Annotated in this window: 15 protein-coding genes; 3 read left to right on the top strand and 12 right to left on the bottom strand. The window is 60.2% G+C overall.

All coding sequences use genetic code 11. From position 1 onward, the window contains the following. Window positions 1-18: 18 nt before the first annotated feature. The 3 genes from DQ393_RS24865 to DQ393_RS24855 all read right to left on the bottom strand — a co-directional run bounded on the left by DQ393_RS24865 (window position 19) and on the right by DQ393_RS24855 (window position 2,064). Window positions 19-822 (bottom strand): anti-sigma factor family protein, encoded by an 804-nt coding sequence (locus DQ393_RS24865; protein ID WP_245430447.1) that lies wholly within the window; start codon window positions 820-822, stop codon window positions 19-21. Continuing rightward, on the bottom strand, window positions 815-1,459 hold the full coding sequence (locus DQ393_RS24860) for an RNA polymerase sigma factor (protein ID WP_112344413.1): 645 nt from the start codon (window positions 1,457-1,459) through the stop codon (window positions 815-817). The genes DQ393_RS24865 and DQ393_RS24860 overlap by 8 nt, the downstream gene beginning before the upstream one ends. Before the next feature lie 62 nt (window positions 1,460-1,521). Then, window positions 1,522-2,064, bottom strand: coding sequence for a tetratricopeptide repeat protein (locus DQ393_RS24855; RefSeq protein ID WP_112344360.1), 543 nt, complete (start codon window positions 2,062-2,064; stop codon window positions 1,522-1,524). Between the two features lie 198 nt (window positions 2,065-2,262). On the opposite strand from DQ393_RS24855, the gene DQ393_RS24850 reads away from it, so the two are divergent. The 3 genes from DQ393_RS24850 (at window position 2,263) to DQ393_RS24840 (ending at window position 5,191) form a co-directional block, all read left to right on the top strand. Then, window positions 2,263-3,315, top strand: coding sequence for a type III polyketide synthase (locus DQ393_RS24850; protein WP_112344359.1), 1,053 nt, complete (start codon window positions 2,263-2,265; stop codon window positions 3,313-3,315). After that, entirely contained in the window at window positions 3,315-3,812 is a 498-nt protein-coding gene (locus DQ393_RS24845) for an isoprenylcysteine carboxyl methyltransferase family protein (RefSeq protein ID WP_112344358.1), read from the top strand. The genes DQ393_RS24850 and DQ393_RS24845 overlap by 1 nt, the downstream gene beginning before the upstream one ends. A 131-nt stretch (window positions 3,813-3,943) precedes the next feature. Continuing rightward, on the top strand, window positions 3,944-5,191 hold the full coding sequence (locus DQ393_RS24840) for an NAD(P)/FAD-dependent oxidoreductase (RefSeq protein WP_112344357.1): 1,248 nt from the start codon (window positions 3,944-3,946) through the stop codon (window positions 5,189-5,191). Between the two features lie 9 nt (window positions 5,192-5,200). On the opposite strand, the gene DQ393_RS24835 is transcribed toward DQ393_RS24840, so the two are convergent. The 9 genes from DQ393_RS24835 to DQ393_RS24795 all read right to left on the bottom strand — a co-directional run bounded on the left by DQ393_RS24835 (window position 5,201) and on the right by DQ393_RS24795 (window position 14,459). Next, window positions 5,201-5,728, bottom strand: coding sequence for a gluconokinase (locus tag DQ393_RS24835; protein ID WP_112344356.1), 528 nt, complete (start codon window positions 5,726-5,728; stop codon window positions 5,201-5,203). Between the two features lie 74 nt (window positions 5,729-5,802). After that, entirely contained in the window at window positions 5,803-6,756 is a 954-nt protein-coding gene (locus DQ393_RS24830) for a peptide ABC transporter ATP-binding protein (protein WP_112344355.1), read from the bottom strand. Beyond that, complete coding sequence (locus DQ393_RS24825; RefSeq protein ID WP_112344354.1) at window positions 6,753-7,769, bottom strand: ABC transporter ATP-binding protein; 1,017 nt, start codon at window positions 7,767-7,769, stop codon at window positions 6,753-6,755. The genes DQ393_RS24830 and DQ393_RS24825 overlap by 4 nt, the downstream gene beginning before the upstream one ends. After that, window positions 7,769-8,677, bottom strand: coding sequence for an ABC transporter permease subunit (locus DQ393_RS24820; RefSeq protein ID WP_112344353.1), 909 nt, complete (start codon window positions 8,675-8,677; stop codon window positions 7,769-7,771). Before DQ393_RS24820 ends, DQ393_RS24825 begins: the two co-directional genes overlap by 1 nt. 10 nt (window positions 8,678-8,687) lie before the next feature. Then, window positions 8,688-9,692, bottom strand: coding sequence for an ABC transporter permease subunit (locus DQ393_RS24815; protein WP_112344352.1), 1,005 nt, complete (start codon window positions 9,690-9,692; stop codon window positions 8,688-8,690). A gap of 89 nt (window positions 9,693-9,781) precedes the next feature. Further along, window positions 9,782-11,377 carry an ABC transporter substrate-binding protein gene (locus tag DQ393_RS24810; protein WP_112344351.1) on the bottom strand — a complete coding sequence of 532 codons (1,596 nt, stop codon included), beginning with the start codon at window positions 11,375-11,377 and terminating at the stop codon, window positions 9,782-9,784. Window positions 11,378-11,716: 339 nt separating this feature from the next. Beyond that, the gene (rirA, locus tag DQ393_RS24805; protein WP_112344350.1) at window positions 11,717-12,205 is read right to left on the bottom strand and encodes an iron-responsive transcriptional regulator RirA; all 489 of its coding nucleotides are present in this window, start codon (window positions 12,203-12,205) and stop codon (window positions 11,717-11,719) included. A gap of 117 nt (window positions 12,206-12,322) precedes the next feature. Next, window positions 12,323-13,426: a M48 family metallopeptidase gene (locus DQ393_RS24800; RefSeq protein WP_112344412.1), complete on the bottom strand. Its 1,104-nt coding sequence runs from the start codon at window positions 13,424-13,426 to the stop codon at window positions 12,323-12,325. Beyond that, window positions 13,398-14,459, bottom strand: a complete 1,062-nt coding sequence (locus DQ393_RS24795; protein ID WP_112344349.1) for a YjgN family protein — start codon at window positions 14,457-14,459, stop codon at window positions 13,398-13,400. The genes DQ393_RS24800 and DQ393_RS24795 overlap by 29 nt, the downstream gene beginning before the upstream one ends. Window positions 14,460-14,546 lie beyond the last annotated feature (87 nt).

Here is a 14,546-nt window from a genome sequence, read left to right as displayed (position 1 = left end):
CCGCGCGCGGAACAGCTCTCAGGCGACCAGGTGTGCCCGGACATCAGCCGCAAGTTGCTGCATGCGATCGATCGGCGCATGGCCGATCAGCATGAAGGCATGGCTGGGGCTCGACCAGTAGACGACATTCATGCCCTTGCGATTTTCCATGTCCGGCGCGGCCGCACCCCTGGCGGATTGGACGATGCAAAGCGCCATGGGGCCGCTTTCCGGATCGAGATAGGCGATTTGGGCCAGCGGCTTGCTGTCGTAATTCAGGATTTGGGCGCGCTTGAATTCGACGCCCGGCATCGCCACGGCTTCCGGCGCCAAAGACAAGCCCAGCTTGGCACCGACCTCATTCAATTGCGCGACCTGTTGCATACGGTCGCCGGCCGGGGCGCTGAGCGTATCCGCCGTATAGAGCGAAAGATATTCCGCGACCACGGCACGCCACTCGGTCTCTTCATCCGGCTTCGAAAGCCGATGGCCAAGGCCGATCACGGCGCGGTCGACGGCAATGGCGGCGACGAAGCTCGCGGCAACCGCGGCCAGGAAACCACGGCGACCGATGCCGGAAGCCCGCGCCTTGCTCTCCTTTGCTGGAGGAATAGCCGCAAGCATGGCCTCCAGCTTCGCAGCCGGTGCCTCGGCAAGCATTGGCTCGAACGCTGCCCTGAAGGGCAGCGTGCTGCGGGACAGGAAGTCGAAACGCTCGGCAACACGCTCGTCGTCGGCGATCAATCGTTCGATCCGCTCGCGCTCGGCGGCATCCAGCTCGCCATCGATGAAGGCGGTGAGCTGCTCGTCCGAGGGCATCTGTCCTTTATCCAATTCACTCATTTCCATTCCCCAGTCGCCCACCTCCGGAAGATTTTCCGTCAGCCACCATCCCCATGCCATCAGCGAGTTTTGCCCGCGCCGCCGCCAGCCGGCTCATGACCGTTCCGATCGGCACCTCCAGAATCTCGGCCACTTCACGATAGGAAAGCCCCTCGACATAGGCGAGAAATACCGCGGTGCGCTGCGCCTCCGGCAATGCCTGCACGCGCTGCAATACCTGCCCAGCCAAAATATGCGTTTCGGTTTCCTGCGCGCCGTCGAAAACCAACGTTTCGTCGGCATCGACGAAGCCTTGCCCCATTCGCACACGGCGCGAGCGGACCTCGTTCAGCCATATCGAATGGAGGATGGCGAACAGCCAGCGATCGAGCCGTGTGCCCGATGTGAACTGAGCGGCCCGCTCCAGAGCCCTGACGCAGGTCGCCTGAACGAGATCGTCGGCCACGTCCCGCTGACGCGACAGCACTACGCCATAGCGCCATAGCCGCGTCAAATGCTGGGACAGGCCCGTCCTGATATCCTCTTCGCTCGCTATGACATCCTCCGCCGCATTCGCATGTCCGGAAGCCGCCGACCTTTTCGGCGGCCTCGCAACTGTCGGACTATAAGCAGAAATTGCGCTACGAGCGACCGGCATCACTCCCATATTTCTCGCAAAGCTCCCTGCTTACCGTCTTCATCGTTGACCCAGGCCCGCCGTTACAGGCTGGACGGATTCAGGATCGCGGCATGAAGATCGCGATATTCCTCGCAGCTCGTATTGCCGCAGAGCGTCTTGATCGTGCTCAGTTGGTCCTTGGCGAGATCCATCTGGCCCTTGATGACGTAGGCTTCACCGAGATACTCGCGAACCAGCGTGTACTTCGGGTCCATGGCGACGGACTTCTGGTAGTAGGAAATGCCCTCGTCCGTGCGTCCGAGCTTACGGGTGGCATAGCCGCGATAGTTCAGCGCCTCGGCCGTATTCGGGTTCTTCATCGTGTCCAGAACCGCCAGGGCTTCTTCGTAGCGATGATCCTTCTTGGCCAGCGAATAGGCATAGTCGGCGCGGTTTTCATCGGTGACGTTGGCGCTCTGCTGCTTGACGCATTTCTTCGCCTTCTGATCGTAGATCTCACCCTTCTTGCAGGTCGGCGTCGTGCTGGAATCGTCGCCGGCCGCAAAAACCGGAACGGCGAAAGCGCCGAGGGTCAGGCCTGCACCGAGGGCGATGGAAGCCAGGCGAAATGCTTTGGTCGTCATGAACTGTCTCCTTGGCAAAATGAACGTTGCGAGGAGAGAACACACCGTCCGGACATTTTATTCGGAGGGCGCGCGAATTTTTTTCTGATCATCCCTGGGGCCGAGCGCCGTCACTCTTTCGTGACTGTTCCGGCATCGAATAGACCGTCGCCATTGCGTGTTTCCACCACATGCCCCTCAAGGGCACAGGAGAAACCCGTGACCGATAGCATCAAACTTCTAAGCCTCGCCGTAGCAACACCCGACAACATCATCCCTCAAACGGAAGCCGCCGAGACGGCGAGCCGTCTGTTCTCGGATCGCTTTCAGGATTTCAAATATCTCGCCCGCGTGTTTGAGAGCACCGGCATTCGCCAGCGCCATCTGGCGCGGCCGCTTTCCTGGTTCGAACAGCCGCATGGCTGGCAGGACCGCATGGCCGCCTATGCGGAGGTGGCCTCCGAACTTTTCCGCCGGACAGCGACTGCGGCGCTGCAACGCGCCGGCCTTGAAGCCAGGGAGGTCGACTGCGTCGTCACGGCCTCGTCCACCGGGCTTGCAACGCCGAGCCTTGAGGCTCGGCTCGCCGGCGAGATGGGCTTCCGCGGCGATATCGAACGCGTGCCGATCTTCGGGCTCGGTTGCGCAGCCGGCGTATCCGGCCTTGCCGTCGCGACGAAGATGGCAAGAAGTCGGCCGGGCGCCGTCGTGCTCTTCATCGCGATCGAACTCTGCTCGCTCGCCTTCCGCCTGGACGAGCTGACGCGGCCCAACATCATTGCCACGGCGCTGTTCGGCGATGGAGCGGCGGCCTGCGTGCTGCGGGCCGGCGAAAGCGGCATCGCGGAGATCGAATCGACGGGCGAACATCTCTTTCCCGACAGCCTCGGCATCATGGGCTGGAAGATCGACGATACCGGCTTCGGCATCGTGCTGGAGCAATCGCTGCCGGTCTTTGCCGAAACACATCTGAGGGGTGCGGTTGCCGGCATTCTGGAGCGATCGCGGCTTTTGATCTCGGATATCGACCGCTTCATCTGCCATCCCGGCGGAGCCAAGGTGCTGATAGCGCTCGAAAAGGCGCTCGGCCTCCAAGAGGGATCGCTCGATATCGAGCGCGAGGTGATCGGCGACTATGGCAATATGTCCTCCCCCACCGTGCTCTTCGTGCTGGAGCGCATGATCGCGGCCGGACTTCCGTCCCGCTCGGCATTGCTCGCCATGGGTCCCGGCTTCTCGGCAAGCTGCATCACCTTGAAGAGGGCCGCCTGATGCTGTGGCTATCGATCGCGCTTCTGACCTTCGTGACGCTGCAGCGTCTGGCGGAACTCATCTATGCAAGGCACAATACCGCCGCCCTGCTTGCCCGCGGCGCCAGGGAATATGCCTCGGAACACTATCCCTTCATGGTGGCGCTGCATGCGGCCTGGCTGATCGGGCTTTGGTTGTTCGCCATCGGCCGGCCAATCGATCCCGGCTGGTTCCTGCTCTTCATGCTGTTGCAGGGACTGCGTATCTGGGTGCTGGCGACGTTGAAGGGACGATGGACGACGCGCATCATCATATTGCCGGGCGCCGCTCTCGTGACCAGCGGACCCTATCGCTTCCTCAGCCATCCGAACTATGCGATCGTCATCGGCGAGATCGCAGTACTGCCCCTCGCCTTCGGTTTGCCTGTCTTTGCCGCAATCTTTTCGCTGCTGAACGGCATCATTCTCGCCATCCGCATCCGCGCCGAAAACGCCTGCCTGAAACAGAGTGCGGCCTGACCCGCATTTTTCAATTGCGCCGCTGAAATTTGGCAGGCATTTTCGATGCTTAGATCGCGCGCCGGGCACTGGCATTCACTGCCTTTGAAGGTCGCGCGGCAATGCAATAGGCATGCGGATAGCAGGATAAGATGACAAAGGACGCAATCGTTCTCGGTGCGGGCATCGTCGGTGTTTCGACGGCAATCCATCTGCAGCGGCGGGGACGGCAAGTCGTCCTCGTCGACCGCCAGCCGCCGGGCCAGGGAACATCCTTCGGCAATGCCGGCCTCATCCAGCGCGAGGGCGTGGTGCCCTACGGCTTTCCGCAGCAATTCGGCCTGCTGCTGCGCTATGCTTTCAACAATCGCATCGACGCCCATTATCATCTGCGCGCCCTGCCGGCGCAGATCGCCTTCCTCGCCCGCTATTGGTGGAATTCCAATACGAAACGCCATGAGATGATTTCGCGCGCCTACGCGCCGCTGATCGAACATTCCGTCAGCGAGCATAACGATCTCATCGAAGCCTCGCATGCAGAGGAGCTCATTCGCAAGAACGGCTGGGTGGAACTGTTCCGTTCGAACGAGAAGCGTGACGCGGAATTTGCCGAGGCCGAGCGCCTAAACCGCGAATTCGGGATCGGCTACGACGCTTTGAGCGGTCCGGAGGTCGCAGCAGCGGAGCCGCATCTGAGGGGCAGCTTTGCCGGCGCCCTGCGCTGGCGCGATCCCTGGTCAGTGCTCGACCCGCACGGGCTGACAGCAGCCTATCGGCGATATTTCGAAAGCATTGGCGGCCGCGTGACGACCGGGGATGCCGTCTCGCTCGGAATGGCCGGCTCAGGCTGGCGAATGGTGACGGCGGAAGGATCGATCGAGGCGGAGGATGTCGTCGTCGCACTCGGCCCGTGGGCCGATATCGTGACGAAACGCTTCGGCTATGCCTTCCCGCTCGGCGTCAAGCGCGGCTACCACATGCATTACGCCACCGAGGGCAACGCCGTCCTCAACAACTGGACACTCGATGCCGAGCGCGGCTATCTGCTGGCGCCGATGAGCCGCGGCATCCGGTTGACAACCGGTGCCGAATTCGCCCTGCGCGATGCACCCAAGACACCGGTCCAGCTCGATCGCGCCGAGGCCGTCGCGCGTGCCACCTTCCCGCTTGGCGAACGACTGGACCCGGAACCCTGGATGGGCGCCCGCCCCTGTACGCCCGACATGATGCCGATTATCGGCAAGGCCCCGCGCCACAATGGTCTGTGGTTCGCCTTCGGCCACGCGCATCACGGACTAACGCTCGGGCCGGTGACGGGCCGCGTGCTCGCCGAACTCATCACCGGCGAGAAGCCCTTCATCGATATTTCCGCCTATGCGCCGGACCGATTTGCCCCTTGAGCCTTTGGCTTAGAGGATTGTCCGGAGGCTTTTGACGGAAGCTTCGACAATGCCTTCGATCGTATCGTCGATATCGACAGTCACGACACCGGCTTCGCCGGTCGGCACTTCCAGCGTCTGCAGCTGGCTTTCGAGCAATGACGTCGGCATGAAATGCCCCTTGCGCTCGCCCATGCGCTTCGTCAGCAGCTCCTTCGAGCCTGCGAGATAGATGAAATAGAGATGGCCGCCGGCAGACGCCCGCAGGCGTTCGCGATAGACGCGCTTCAGCGCCGAGCAGGTAACGACAACGCCTTCGCCTTTCGCAAGGCTTGCCGATATTTCCTGGCCGATCTTTTCCAGCCAGGGCCAGCGATCCTCATCGGTCAGCGGAATGCCCTTGCTCATCTTCTCGACATTGGCGGCCGGATGCAGCGTATCGCCTTCGATGAAATGGATGCCAAGCTTGGCCGCGACACCCTCGCCGATCGAGGATTTGCCGCTGCCGCTGACACCCATGACGATGATGGCAAGGGGAATGTCTTGATTATCGCGCATAAGGCCTGTCCGGAATGATTGACTTGAACCGGGCACGACCGGTCTCGCCAGCCGTGCCCGACTCACAACTTGGATCAATCCAGCGGAAAGAAACAGGAAAATTTATGCGTTCCCTCGCCCGCCAGTTCCGGTTCGACCTGCCGGCATTTGTCCTGGGCACGCCAGCAACGCGGGTTGAAGTGGCATCCCTTCGGCGGATTGAGCGGCGACGGCAGCTCGCCCTGCAGGCGGATGCGGTTCTTCTCGCGCTCCGGATCGGCGATCGGCGTCGCCGACAGAAGGGCTGCGGTGTAGGGATGGCGCGGCCTGTTGAAGACTTCTTCCGCCGTGCCGGTTTCGACCGGGCGGCCGAGATACATCACCATCACGTCGTCGGCGATATGGCGCACGACGGAGAGGCCATGCGAGATGAAGAGATAGGCAAGCCCCATCTCCTTCTGCAGGTCCATCAAAAGGTTCAGAACCTGCGCCTGGATCGACAGATCGAGCGCTGAGACCGGTTCGTCGAGCACAAGCACCTTCGGCCGCAGCATGAGGGCGCGTGCAATGGCGATACGCTGGCGCTGGCCGCCGGAGAACATATGCGGGTAGCGATCGTAGTGCTCGGGCCGAAGGCCGACGCGCGCCATCATTTCCTCCGCCTTGCGGCGGCGGGTGGCGGCATCGTCGTCGGTGTTGATCTTCAGTGGCTCCTCCAGGATGGAGCCGACCTTCTGGCGCGGATTGAGCGAGCCATAAGGGTTCTGGAATACGATCTGCACGGCACTGCGCAGGCTACGGTCGCCGAGCTTGGCGGGCTTGCCGTCGATCAGCAGCTCACCAGCCGTCGGATTTTCGATCATCGTCACCAGCCGGGCAAGCGTCGACTTGCCGCAGCCGGATTCGCCCACGACCGCAAGCGTGCGCCCCGACTGCAGGCTGAAGCTGACGCCGTTCAATGCCTTGACGGTCGCCTCCGGTTTGAAGCTGCCGCGCTTGACGGTGTAGAACCGGGCGAGATCGCGCCCTTCGAGAACAGCGCCGGTCATGCGGCACCTCCTGCTTTTTGCGTGGGGGCAATGCCGGGATGGCCGAGCGGCTTGCCATGTTCCAGCGGATAGTTGCAAAGGGTCAGGCCGAGTTCGGCGCCCTGACGCTTGACGCCCTTGTCGCATTCCGGCGTTGCGAAGGAGCAACGGGGCGCAAAGAGACAGCCTCTGGGACGATCATGCTGGCCAGGAACCACACCGGCAATCGACGGCAGGCGCTCGCCGACTTCGGCACGCTCCGGCAGAGCCGATAGAAGGGCTGCCGTATAGGGATGATGCGGATCGCGGAACAGCTCCTTGACGGGCTGCTCCTCGACCTTTTGGCCGGCATACTGCACCTGCACGCGCTCTGCCGTTTCGGCAACGACGCCCATGTCATGGGTGATGAGCACGAGCGCCATGCCCTGCTCCCGCTGCAGGCGCACGAGCAAATCGAGGATCTGCGCCTGGATCGTCACGTCAAGCGCGGTCGTGGGCTCATCGGCGATCAAAAGCTTCGGATTGCAGGCAAGCGCCATGGCGATCATGACGCGCTGGCTCATGCCGCCGGACATCTGATGCGGGAAGTTCGACAGCCGATCCTCGGGCGCGGGAATGCCGACCAGATTCAGAAGCTCGATCGCGCGCTCGCGACGCGCCTTGCGGTCGAGCCCCATGTGGATGCGCAAGGTCTCGCCGAGTTGGAAGCCGACCGTGAAGCACGGATTGAGGCTCGACATGGGCTCCTGGAAGATCATCGCCATGTCCTTGCCGATGATCTTGCGGCGCTGGCGCGAGGAGATGCCGCGCAGATCCTTGCCATCGAACATCATGCGGTCGGCGGTGATCTTCGCCGTCCAGGGCAGAAGCCCCATCATGGCGAGCATGGAGACCGACTTCCCGGAACCGGATTCACCGACGATCGACAGGATTTCTCCCTTGTCGCAGGTGAGCGAAACGCCATCGACCGCCCGGAACAGGCCGGACGATGTCTGGAATTCAACGGAGAGGTTTTCAATATCGAGGAGTGCCATTACGACCTCTTCAGCTTCGGGTCGAACGCATCGCGCAGGCCGTCGCCCATCAGATTGATGGCGAGCACCGTGATCAGGATGCAGAGACCGGGGAAAGTAACGAGCCAAGGGTTGCTCTGGAAGAATTCACGCGAATCCGCGAGCATCGTGCCCCATTCCGGCGTCGGCGGCTGCGCGCCCTGGCCTAGGAAGCCGAGGGCTGCGGCATCGAGAATGGCGGCCGAGAAGGCGAGCGTCGCCTGCACGATCAGGGGACCAAGGCAATTCGGCAGGATCGTCTTGAACATCAGCCGCAGCGGACCGGCGCCGGCAACACGTGAAGCGATGACATATTCCTTGTCGCGCTCGGACATGACGGATGCCCGCGTGAGACGAACGAAATGTGGCTGGTTGACGATGGAGATCGCAATCATCGCATTGGTCAGGCCTGGGCCGAGGATTGCCACCAGCACCAGGGCAAGCAGCAATGACGGGATGGCAAGAATGATGTCCATGATACGCATGATGATCGTATCGGTGCGGCCACGAACATAGCCGGCGACAAGGCCGATCAGGATGCCGGCGATGGCCGAAAGTGAAGCGACGACCAAGCCGATGAACAGCGAGAACCGCGTGCCGTAGATGAGGCGCGACAGAAGATCGCGACCATTGGCATCGGTGCCGAGCAGGAAGCTGCTGTTGCTGCCTTCCGCCCAGGCTGGCGGCAGGCGCTGCATGTCGCTGCCGTAAGCGGCATCGGGATTGTGAGGCGCCACGAGGCCGGCAAAGATTGCCAGAAACAGGACGAAGAGGAAGATCGCGAGGCCGATGACGGCGCCCTTGTTGCGAGAGAAGTAATACCAGAACTCCGCAAGAGCGGAAGGACGGTCGGATTTGACACTAACCGTTTTGACGCTAACCGTGCTCATGGGGCCGCTCCTAGTGACGAATGCGTGGATTGACGAAGCCGTAGAGCAGGTCGACAGCAAGATTGACGAGCATGACGATGCCGGCGATCAGCAACAGGCCACCCTGCACGACCGGATAGTCGCGCTTGAAGACGGCGTCGATCATCCATTTGCCGATGCCCGGCCAGGAGAAGATGCTTTCCGTGAGGATAGCGCCGCCGAGCAGCACGCCGACCTGCAGGCCGATCGTGGTGACGACGGGGATCATCGCATTGCGCAACGCATGTACTGAAACGACGCGCAGCGGCGACAGACCCTTGGAACGGGCCGTGCGCACATAATCCTCGCCCAGCACCTCCAGCATGGCGGAGCGCGTCTGGCGCGCGATGACGGCGAGCGGAATGGTGCCGAGCACGATGGTCGGCAGGATCAGCGAATTCAAAGCGGACCAGAAGGCGCCCTTCTGACCGGACAGAAGGCTGTCGATCAGCATGAAGCCGGTAATCGGCTTGAAGAAATAGATGAGGCCGATGCGGCCGGAAACCGGTGTCCAATGCAGATAGCCGTTGAAGACGATGATCAGCAGCAGGCCCCACCAGAAGATCGGCATGGAATAGCCGACAAGAGCCACGCCCATGACGCTTTGATCGAACCATGTGCCGCGTTTGACGGCGGCGAAGACGCCGGCCGGAATGCCAAGACAGATCGCGAGGATCATGGCGCAGATCGACAGTTCGAGCGTTGCCGGGAAGAAGGTCAGGAAGTCGGTCAGTACGTCGCGCTTGGTGGTGATCGAGGTACCGAGGTCGCCATGCAGGGCGTTCCAGATATATCGGCCGTACTGAACGATCATCGGCTGGTCGTAGCCGAGATCGTGGGATATCTGCGCATGGCGTTCCGGCGACATAACGCGTTCGCCCGACAGCAGCATGACAGGATCGCCGGGAAGCAGGCGGATGAAGGAGAAGGCGACGATCGATACGCCGAGGAATGTCGGGATCAGCACCGCTAGCCGGCTGAGAAGAAATCGCAACATGGCAGATGTCCAAATTTTTCCGGCGGTCAGACAGGGTGTCTGACCGCCGGGTCGCCCGGTCTTAGCCGGGCATTCTCACAGATTTTTCGTTATTCGGCGATATCGACGCCGTCGAAGCGATGAACGCCGACCGGATCCTGGAAGTAGCCGGAGACATTCTTCGTCATCGGGATGAACTCTTCCGAATGGTCGATGGTCATCCAGGGAGCTTCGCGCTTGAAGACGACCTGAGCCTGTTCGTAGAGCTTGGTGCGCTCCTTCACGTCGGCGGTCTGCTTGGCCTTCTTCACGAGATCGTCGAATTCCTTGTTGCACCACTGCGCGCGGTTGTTGCCGCCGACAGCATCGCAGCCGAGCAGCGTGTCAAGGAAGTTGTCCGGATCGCCATTGTCACCGGTCCAGCCGAGGATGGCCGCGCCATCGCGGTCCTTGGCGGAGGAGAGCTTCAGGTACTGAGCCCAGTCATAGGTGACGATCTCGACCTTGACGCCGATCTTGGCGAGGTCTGCCTGCATGAGTTCGGCGGCACGGCGCGCGTTCAGCATGTACGGACGCGAAACCGGCATTGCCCAGATCTTCATGCTGAGATCCTTGACGCCAGCCTTTTCAAGCAGCTTCTTGGCTTCTTCCGGATTGTAGGCGTCGTCCTTCACGTCCTTGTTGTAGGACCACATGGTCGGCGGGATCGGGTTGGTCGCAACCTTGCCGGAGCCCTGGAAGACGGCGTCGACGATGGCCTGCTTGTTGACGGCCATGTTGATCGCCTTGCGAACTTCGACCTTGTCGAACGGCGCAACGAGCGTGTTGTAGGCGAGGTAGGAAACGTTCAGGCCGGCCTGTTCGAGAACCTTGAGGTTCTTGTCAGCCTTCAGGTCCTTGATGTCGGCTGCGTTCGGGTAAGGCATGAGGTTACATTCGCCGGACTTCAGCTTCTGCGCGCGGACGGATGCATCCGGCGTGATCGCGAAGACGAGATCGTCGATCTTTTCCTTGCCCTTGAAGTAGGTCTCGTTTGCCTTGTAGCGGATGACGGCATCCGGCTGGTAGGCGACGAAGGTGAACGCGCCGGTGCCGAGCGGCTGCTGGTTCATCTGCTCCATCTTCTTGTCGGCCTGCAGCTTGTCTGCATATTCCTTCGACAGGATCGAGGCGAAGTCCATGGCGAGGTCGGCAAGGAACGGCGCTTCCGGACGGTTCAGGACGAACTTGACGGTGAGGTCATCGACCTTGTCGATCGACTTGATGAGCTTCGGGAAGCCCATGCCGTCGGCATATTCATAGGAACCGCCGGCAACATACTTGGCCCACGGATTGTCCGTACCGAGCTGACGGCCGATCGAGAAAATGACGTCGTCGGCATTGAGATCACGCGTCGGGGTGAAGAAATCGGTCGTCTGGAACTTCACGCCCTTGCGAAGCTTGAAGGTGTATTCCTTGCCGTCGGGGGAAACGGTCCAGCTTTCGGCGAGGCCGGGTTCGATCTCGGTGCTGCCGTGCTTGAATTCGACGAGACGGCTATAAACCGCACGCGAGGAAGCATCAAATGTGGTGCCGGCGGTATAGATGCCGGGATCGAAACCTTCCGGCGAACCTTCCGAGCAATAGACAAGCGTTTTCGACCAGGCGGACGTCGCCATGACAGAAGTCAAGGCTGTCACTGCCAGCAGGACAGAAATCTTTTTCATGATATCGTTTCCCAGGTTTGTTATTCTTCTGAAGCCGTGGACACCACCAGAGGTTCCCATCCGGATCGCGCCGATGGAACTTTATTTTAAGTTTGAAAGCAACAAGCGCCGCCTAAAATTTTTCCAATTTGCAGAGTTTGGAAATTTTTGGACGAAAATGCCTTTGAATTGGTAATATTCTGGCAAAATTTTGCACGGTTTTAGCATATTCAGAATGATTTGATGTTTTCCGTCCGCACTTCGCTAACCGTTTATTGCCCGTATAGGAGGCAATATAAACGAAAATCCGCAGCTACCGGCGGCAGCTGCGGACAAAATCAATCGAACTCGGACGAGTGATCAGGCAGCCGGCGCCGAGATCGCAGGCTTCTTGGCGATCGCCTTGTGATCCGCATCGGTCAGGCCGAGAAGGAAGTTGATCTGCGGCCGGGCCTTGACCAGATCATCGATGGAATATTCGGTCAAAACATCGAAGAAGGCGTTCAGCGCCTTGCGCAGTGCGGAATTGAGACCGCAGCTATCGACCAGCGGACATTCCACCACGCCATCTTCGAAACATTCCGCCATGGCGAAACTGTCTTCGGTAACGCGAACCACGTCGAAAAGGCTGATATCGGTCGCGGGCTTGCCAAGACGCACGCCACCATTGCGGCCACGCACGGTTTCGACAAGACCCGCCTTCGTCAGCGGCTGCAGGATCTTGAAGAGAAACAGCTCGGACACGCTATAGGCCCTGGCAATCTCCGGGATGCGGCTCAGATGGCCTTCATTGGCGGCACAATACATCAGCATGCGCACCGCGTAATTGGTCTGTTTCGTCAAACGCATGCCGATCTCCTGGAATCAAGGCTGCTTAGGGGCTGGACCCGTATATAGTGGCTTTCTTAGTTTTGAACAATTCCAAAATATGAAATTCATATTCACGTTATTCGAAACCTGAGCTCCTCACCCGTTCGGCTTCGCCCCCTTCTCCTTCAGCTCCCTGGCGTAATCAAGGATTGCCTGCTTGCGCTCGGGTGTCCCCGGATGGGTTGAGAGCATGCTGGTGTTGCCATGATCGCCAAGTTTCGTTTCGAGGATATCGAAGAAGCGTGAGAGGGCCGTCGGATCCATGCCCGCCGCCTGCATCAGCTCCACAGAGCGGCGATCGGCCTGAGCCTCGGCCTCGCGAGAATAGGAAAGCGCAAGCAGGCCGCCCCCTTGGGTCAATAGATCCTGAATGCCGGAGCCTACGTCGCCGGCTATCAACAGCACGAGACCTGCAACACCCGCCGCGCGGTAAAGCTGGCGCAGGCTGTGCTTATATTCGACGTGACCGATCTCATGGCCGAGTACGGCAGTCATCACTTCCTTGTCGCCGCCGGCGAGTTCGACCAGTTGATCGGTCAGAACGAGGTTTCCGTCCGGCAGCGCGAAGGCGTTCGGACCGATGAGGCCGCCATCGCGGAAATTCAGATGGTAGCGGCTGGCACCACCTTCCGCGTTTGCGGCTATCGTGGCGAAATCATCGCGAATTTCCGTCTGCTGTGCCGCCGGCAGCTTGCTGGGGCCGAAGGTCACCTGGTCCAATGTCTTCAGCGTCCCTGCCGACATCATCTCCGGCATCACGGGCGGCGTCATCAGCACCGCAACCTCCACCAGGACCGGCAGGGCATAGCGATAAATGACCGAAGCAAGGATGATCGTCGCAAAAGCAAAGGCGACCAGCCGCGGCCGAACGCTCTCAAGCCCATGAATGAAACCACTGCGTCCCTCGCCTCGGCTCCACAGGTAAGCATCGACGGCATCATTATCACGGGTTTCAAAAACCGATTCATTCCCGAACGTGATGCGACGCGGAATGGAGCCGACACGCTGGCTCACTTCGATATCCGACCGGATACCCCAGGCAAGCCGCTTATCTTCCGTATCCTCTTCAGATGAGATCACAATGAGCGACCCGCCGATATCCATCAGCCGGGACGGAACCTCCCGGCTGGAATGCGGCGGATGCCAAACGCCCGTCGCGATCGTCTTCGGATCAGAAGCCAAAGTCGAATCCATCAACATCGAGATATTCCGCGCTGATCGCGCTTCCGGTCGAGCGGATCTGGTCGAACACGACGCCGATTTCGCCATCGACACTGATCGCTGTGTGCTCCGCCAAGAAGCGCTGCATCTGCACCGCAGCCCATGGGCGCATCAAGCCCAGCGTTATAAGCGTCAGCACCGTATTGACAATCACGACCCAAATATATTGCCGGCGACCAAGATTGCTGCGGAGCTGATGGCGGCCATCAATCGTAGCCGCCGACCAGACGATGTTGCGGATCGACGCCCGATAGTAGAGGCCGGCAAATATATATGCGAGCAGGCCAGCGGCAGCTCCCACATGAGCCGAACTGAGGCCGGCACCGGCTGAATTTGCCACAAGGCCGTGGAGACCAATGGCGGCAACAAAGCCGAGCACTAAGCCTCCGCCGATGGCAATTGCGATCATGCCTCCGAAAGCCCTATAGAGCGCACCCAGTGGCGGCTCGGTCGAGAACGGTCGATCACCATAGCGCAGATTATCGAAGATATATTTGTAGAACCAGCGGCTTGCGATCGGAGACAATAGCCCGAGCGATATCACCGTTATAAGAGCGCCCAAAAAGATCGCCTTGAATGCACCGCCATAGGTCCCGACGAAATCGAAGCGCACATTGCGATAGCTCGTCACGCGCGCGTTGAAGCGAAGGCCACGCATGAGAAACCATGGAAATATCACCAGCATGACAGGCCAGATTGCCAAGACTGCCAACGGCGCCACATGTGAAAATATGTTCAGCACGATCAAAAGGCCGAAAACGATCAACCGTCCAATCAGTATCTGCTTGCCCCTGGCGTGATATTCGAAACTATGTCCCAGCAGGACCGTGTTCCCATAGAAATACCGGTTCCGGCGTACCTTCGCCCAGGCCGAATAAATACCCAGCGTAACAATCGTCAGCAGAATATTGACGATCCAGATGCCGAAATATTCGGAGGCGTTGCCCGTAAAGGAAGCCCTCTGGAAAAAGGGCCTTCCGTCCAACGGATAGCTTTGCTCAACAACTGCCATACAGTAGTCCCCACCCCACAAGAGGACGAGCGTTCCCCGGAAGCATGCCATATGAACACGATCAGCCCGGAGGTGTGTTGCGCCACA

Origin of the sequence: Martinezella tropici (genome assembly GCF_003287875.1) — a bacterium.
GTDB lineage: Bacteria > Pseudomonadota > Alphaproteobacteria > Rhizobiales > Rhizobiaceae > Rhizobium > Rhizobium tropici_C.
This window is presented reverse-complemented; position numbering and strand designations above follow the sequence as displayed.

Coding starts and splice junctions, on each gene's coding strand:
- DQ393_RS24815 (WP_112344352.1), bottom strand. CDS start 9,692: ATGTTGCGATTTCTTCTCAGCCGGCTAGCGGTGCTGATCCCGACATTC.
- DQ393_RS24860 (WP_112344413.1), bottom strand. CDS start 1,459: ATGCCGGTCGCTCGTAGCGCAATTTCTGCTTATAGTCCGACAGTTGCG.
- DQ393_RS24855 (WP_112344360.1), bottom strand. CDS start 2,064: ATGACGACCAAAGCATTTCGCCTGGCTTCCATCGCCCTCGGTGCAGGC.
- DQ393_RS24825 (WP_112344354.1), bottom strand. CDS start 7,769: ATGGCACTCCTCGATATTGAAAACCTCTCCGTTGAATTCCAGACATCG.
- rirA (WP_112344350.1), bottom strand. CDS start 12,205: ATGCGTTTGACGAAACAGACCAATTACGCGGTGCGCATGCTGATGTAT.
- DQ393_RS24830 (WP_112344355.1), bottom strand. CDS start 6,756: ATGACCGGCGCTGTTCTCGAAGGGCGCGATCTCGCCCGGTTCTACACC.
- DQ393_RS24845 (WP_112344358.1), top strand. CDS start 3,315: ATGCTGTGGCTATCGATCGCGCTTCTGACCTTCGTGACGCTGCAGCGT.
- DQ393_RS24820 (WP_112344353.1), bottom strand. CDS start 8,677: ATGAGCACGGTTAGCGTCAAAACGGTTAGTGTCAAATCCGACCGTCCT.
- DQ393_RS24800 (WP_112344412.1), bottom strand. CDS start 13,426: ATGTTGATGGATTCGACTTTGGCTTCTGATCCGAAGACGATCGCGACG.
- DQ393_RS24810 (WP_112344351.1), bottom strand. CDS start 11,377: ATGAAAAAGATTTCTGTCCTGCTGGCAGTGACAGCCTTGACTTCTGTC.
- DQ393_RS24835 (WP_112344356.1), bottom strand. CDS start 5,728: ATGCGCGATAATCAAGACATTCCCCTTGCCATCATCGTCATGGGTGTC.
- DQ393_RS24865 (WP_245430447.1), bottom strand. CDS start 822: ATGAGTGAATTGGATAAAGGACAGATGCCCTCGGACGAGCAGCTCACC.
- DQ393_RS24840 (WP_112344357.1), top strand. CDS start 3,944: ATGACAAAGGACGCAATCGTTCTCGGTGCGGGCATCGTCGGTGTTTCG.
- DQ393_RS24795 (WP_112344349.1), bottom strand. CDS start 14,459: ATGGCAGTTGTTGAGCAAAGCTATCCGTTGGACGGAAGGCCCTTTTTC.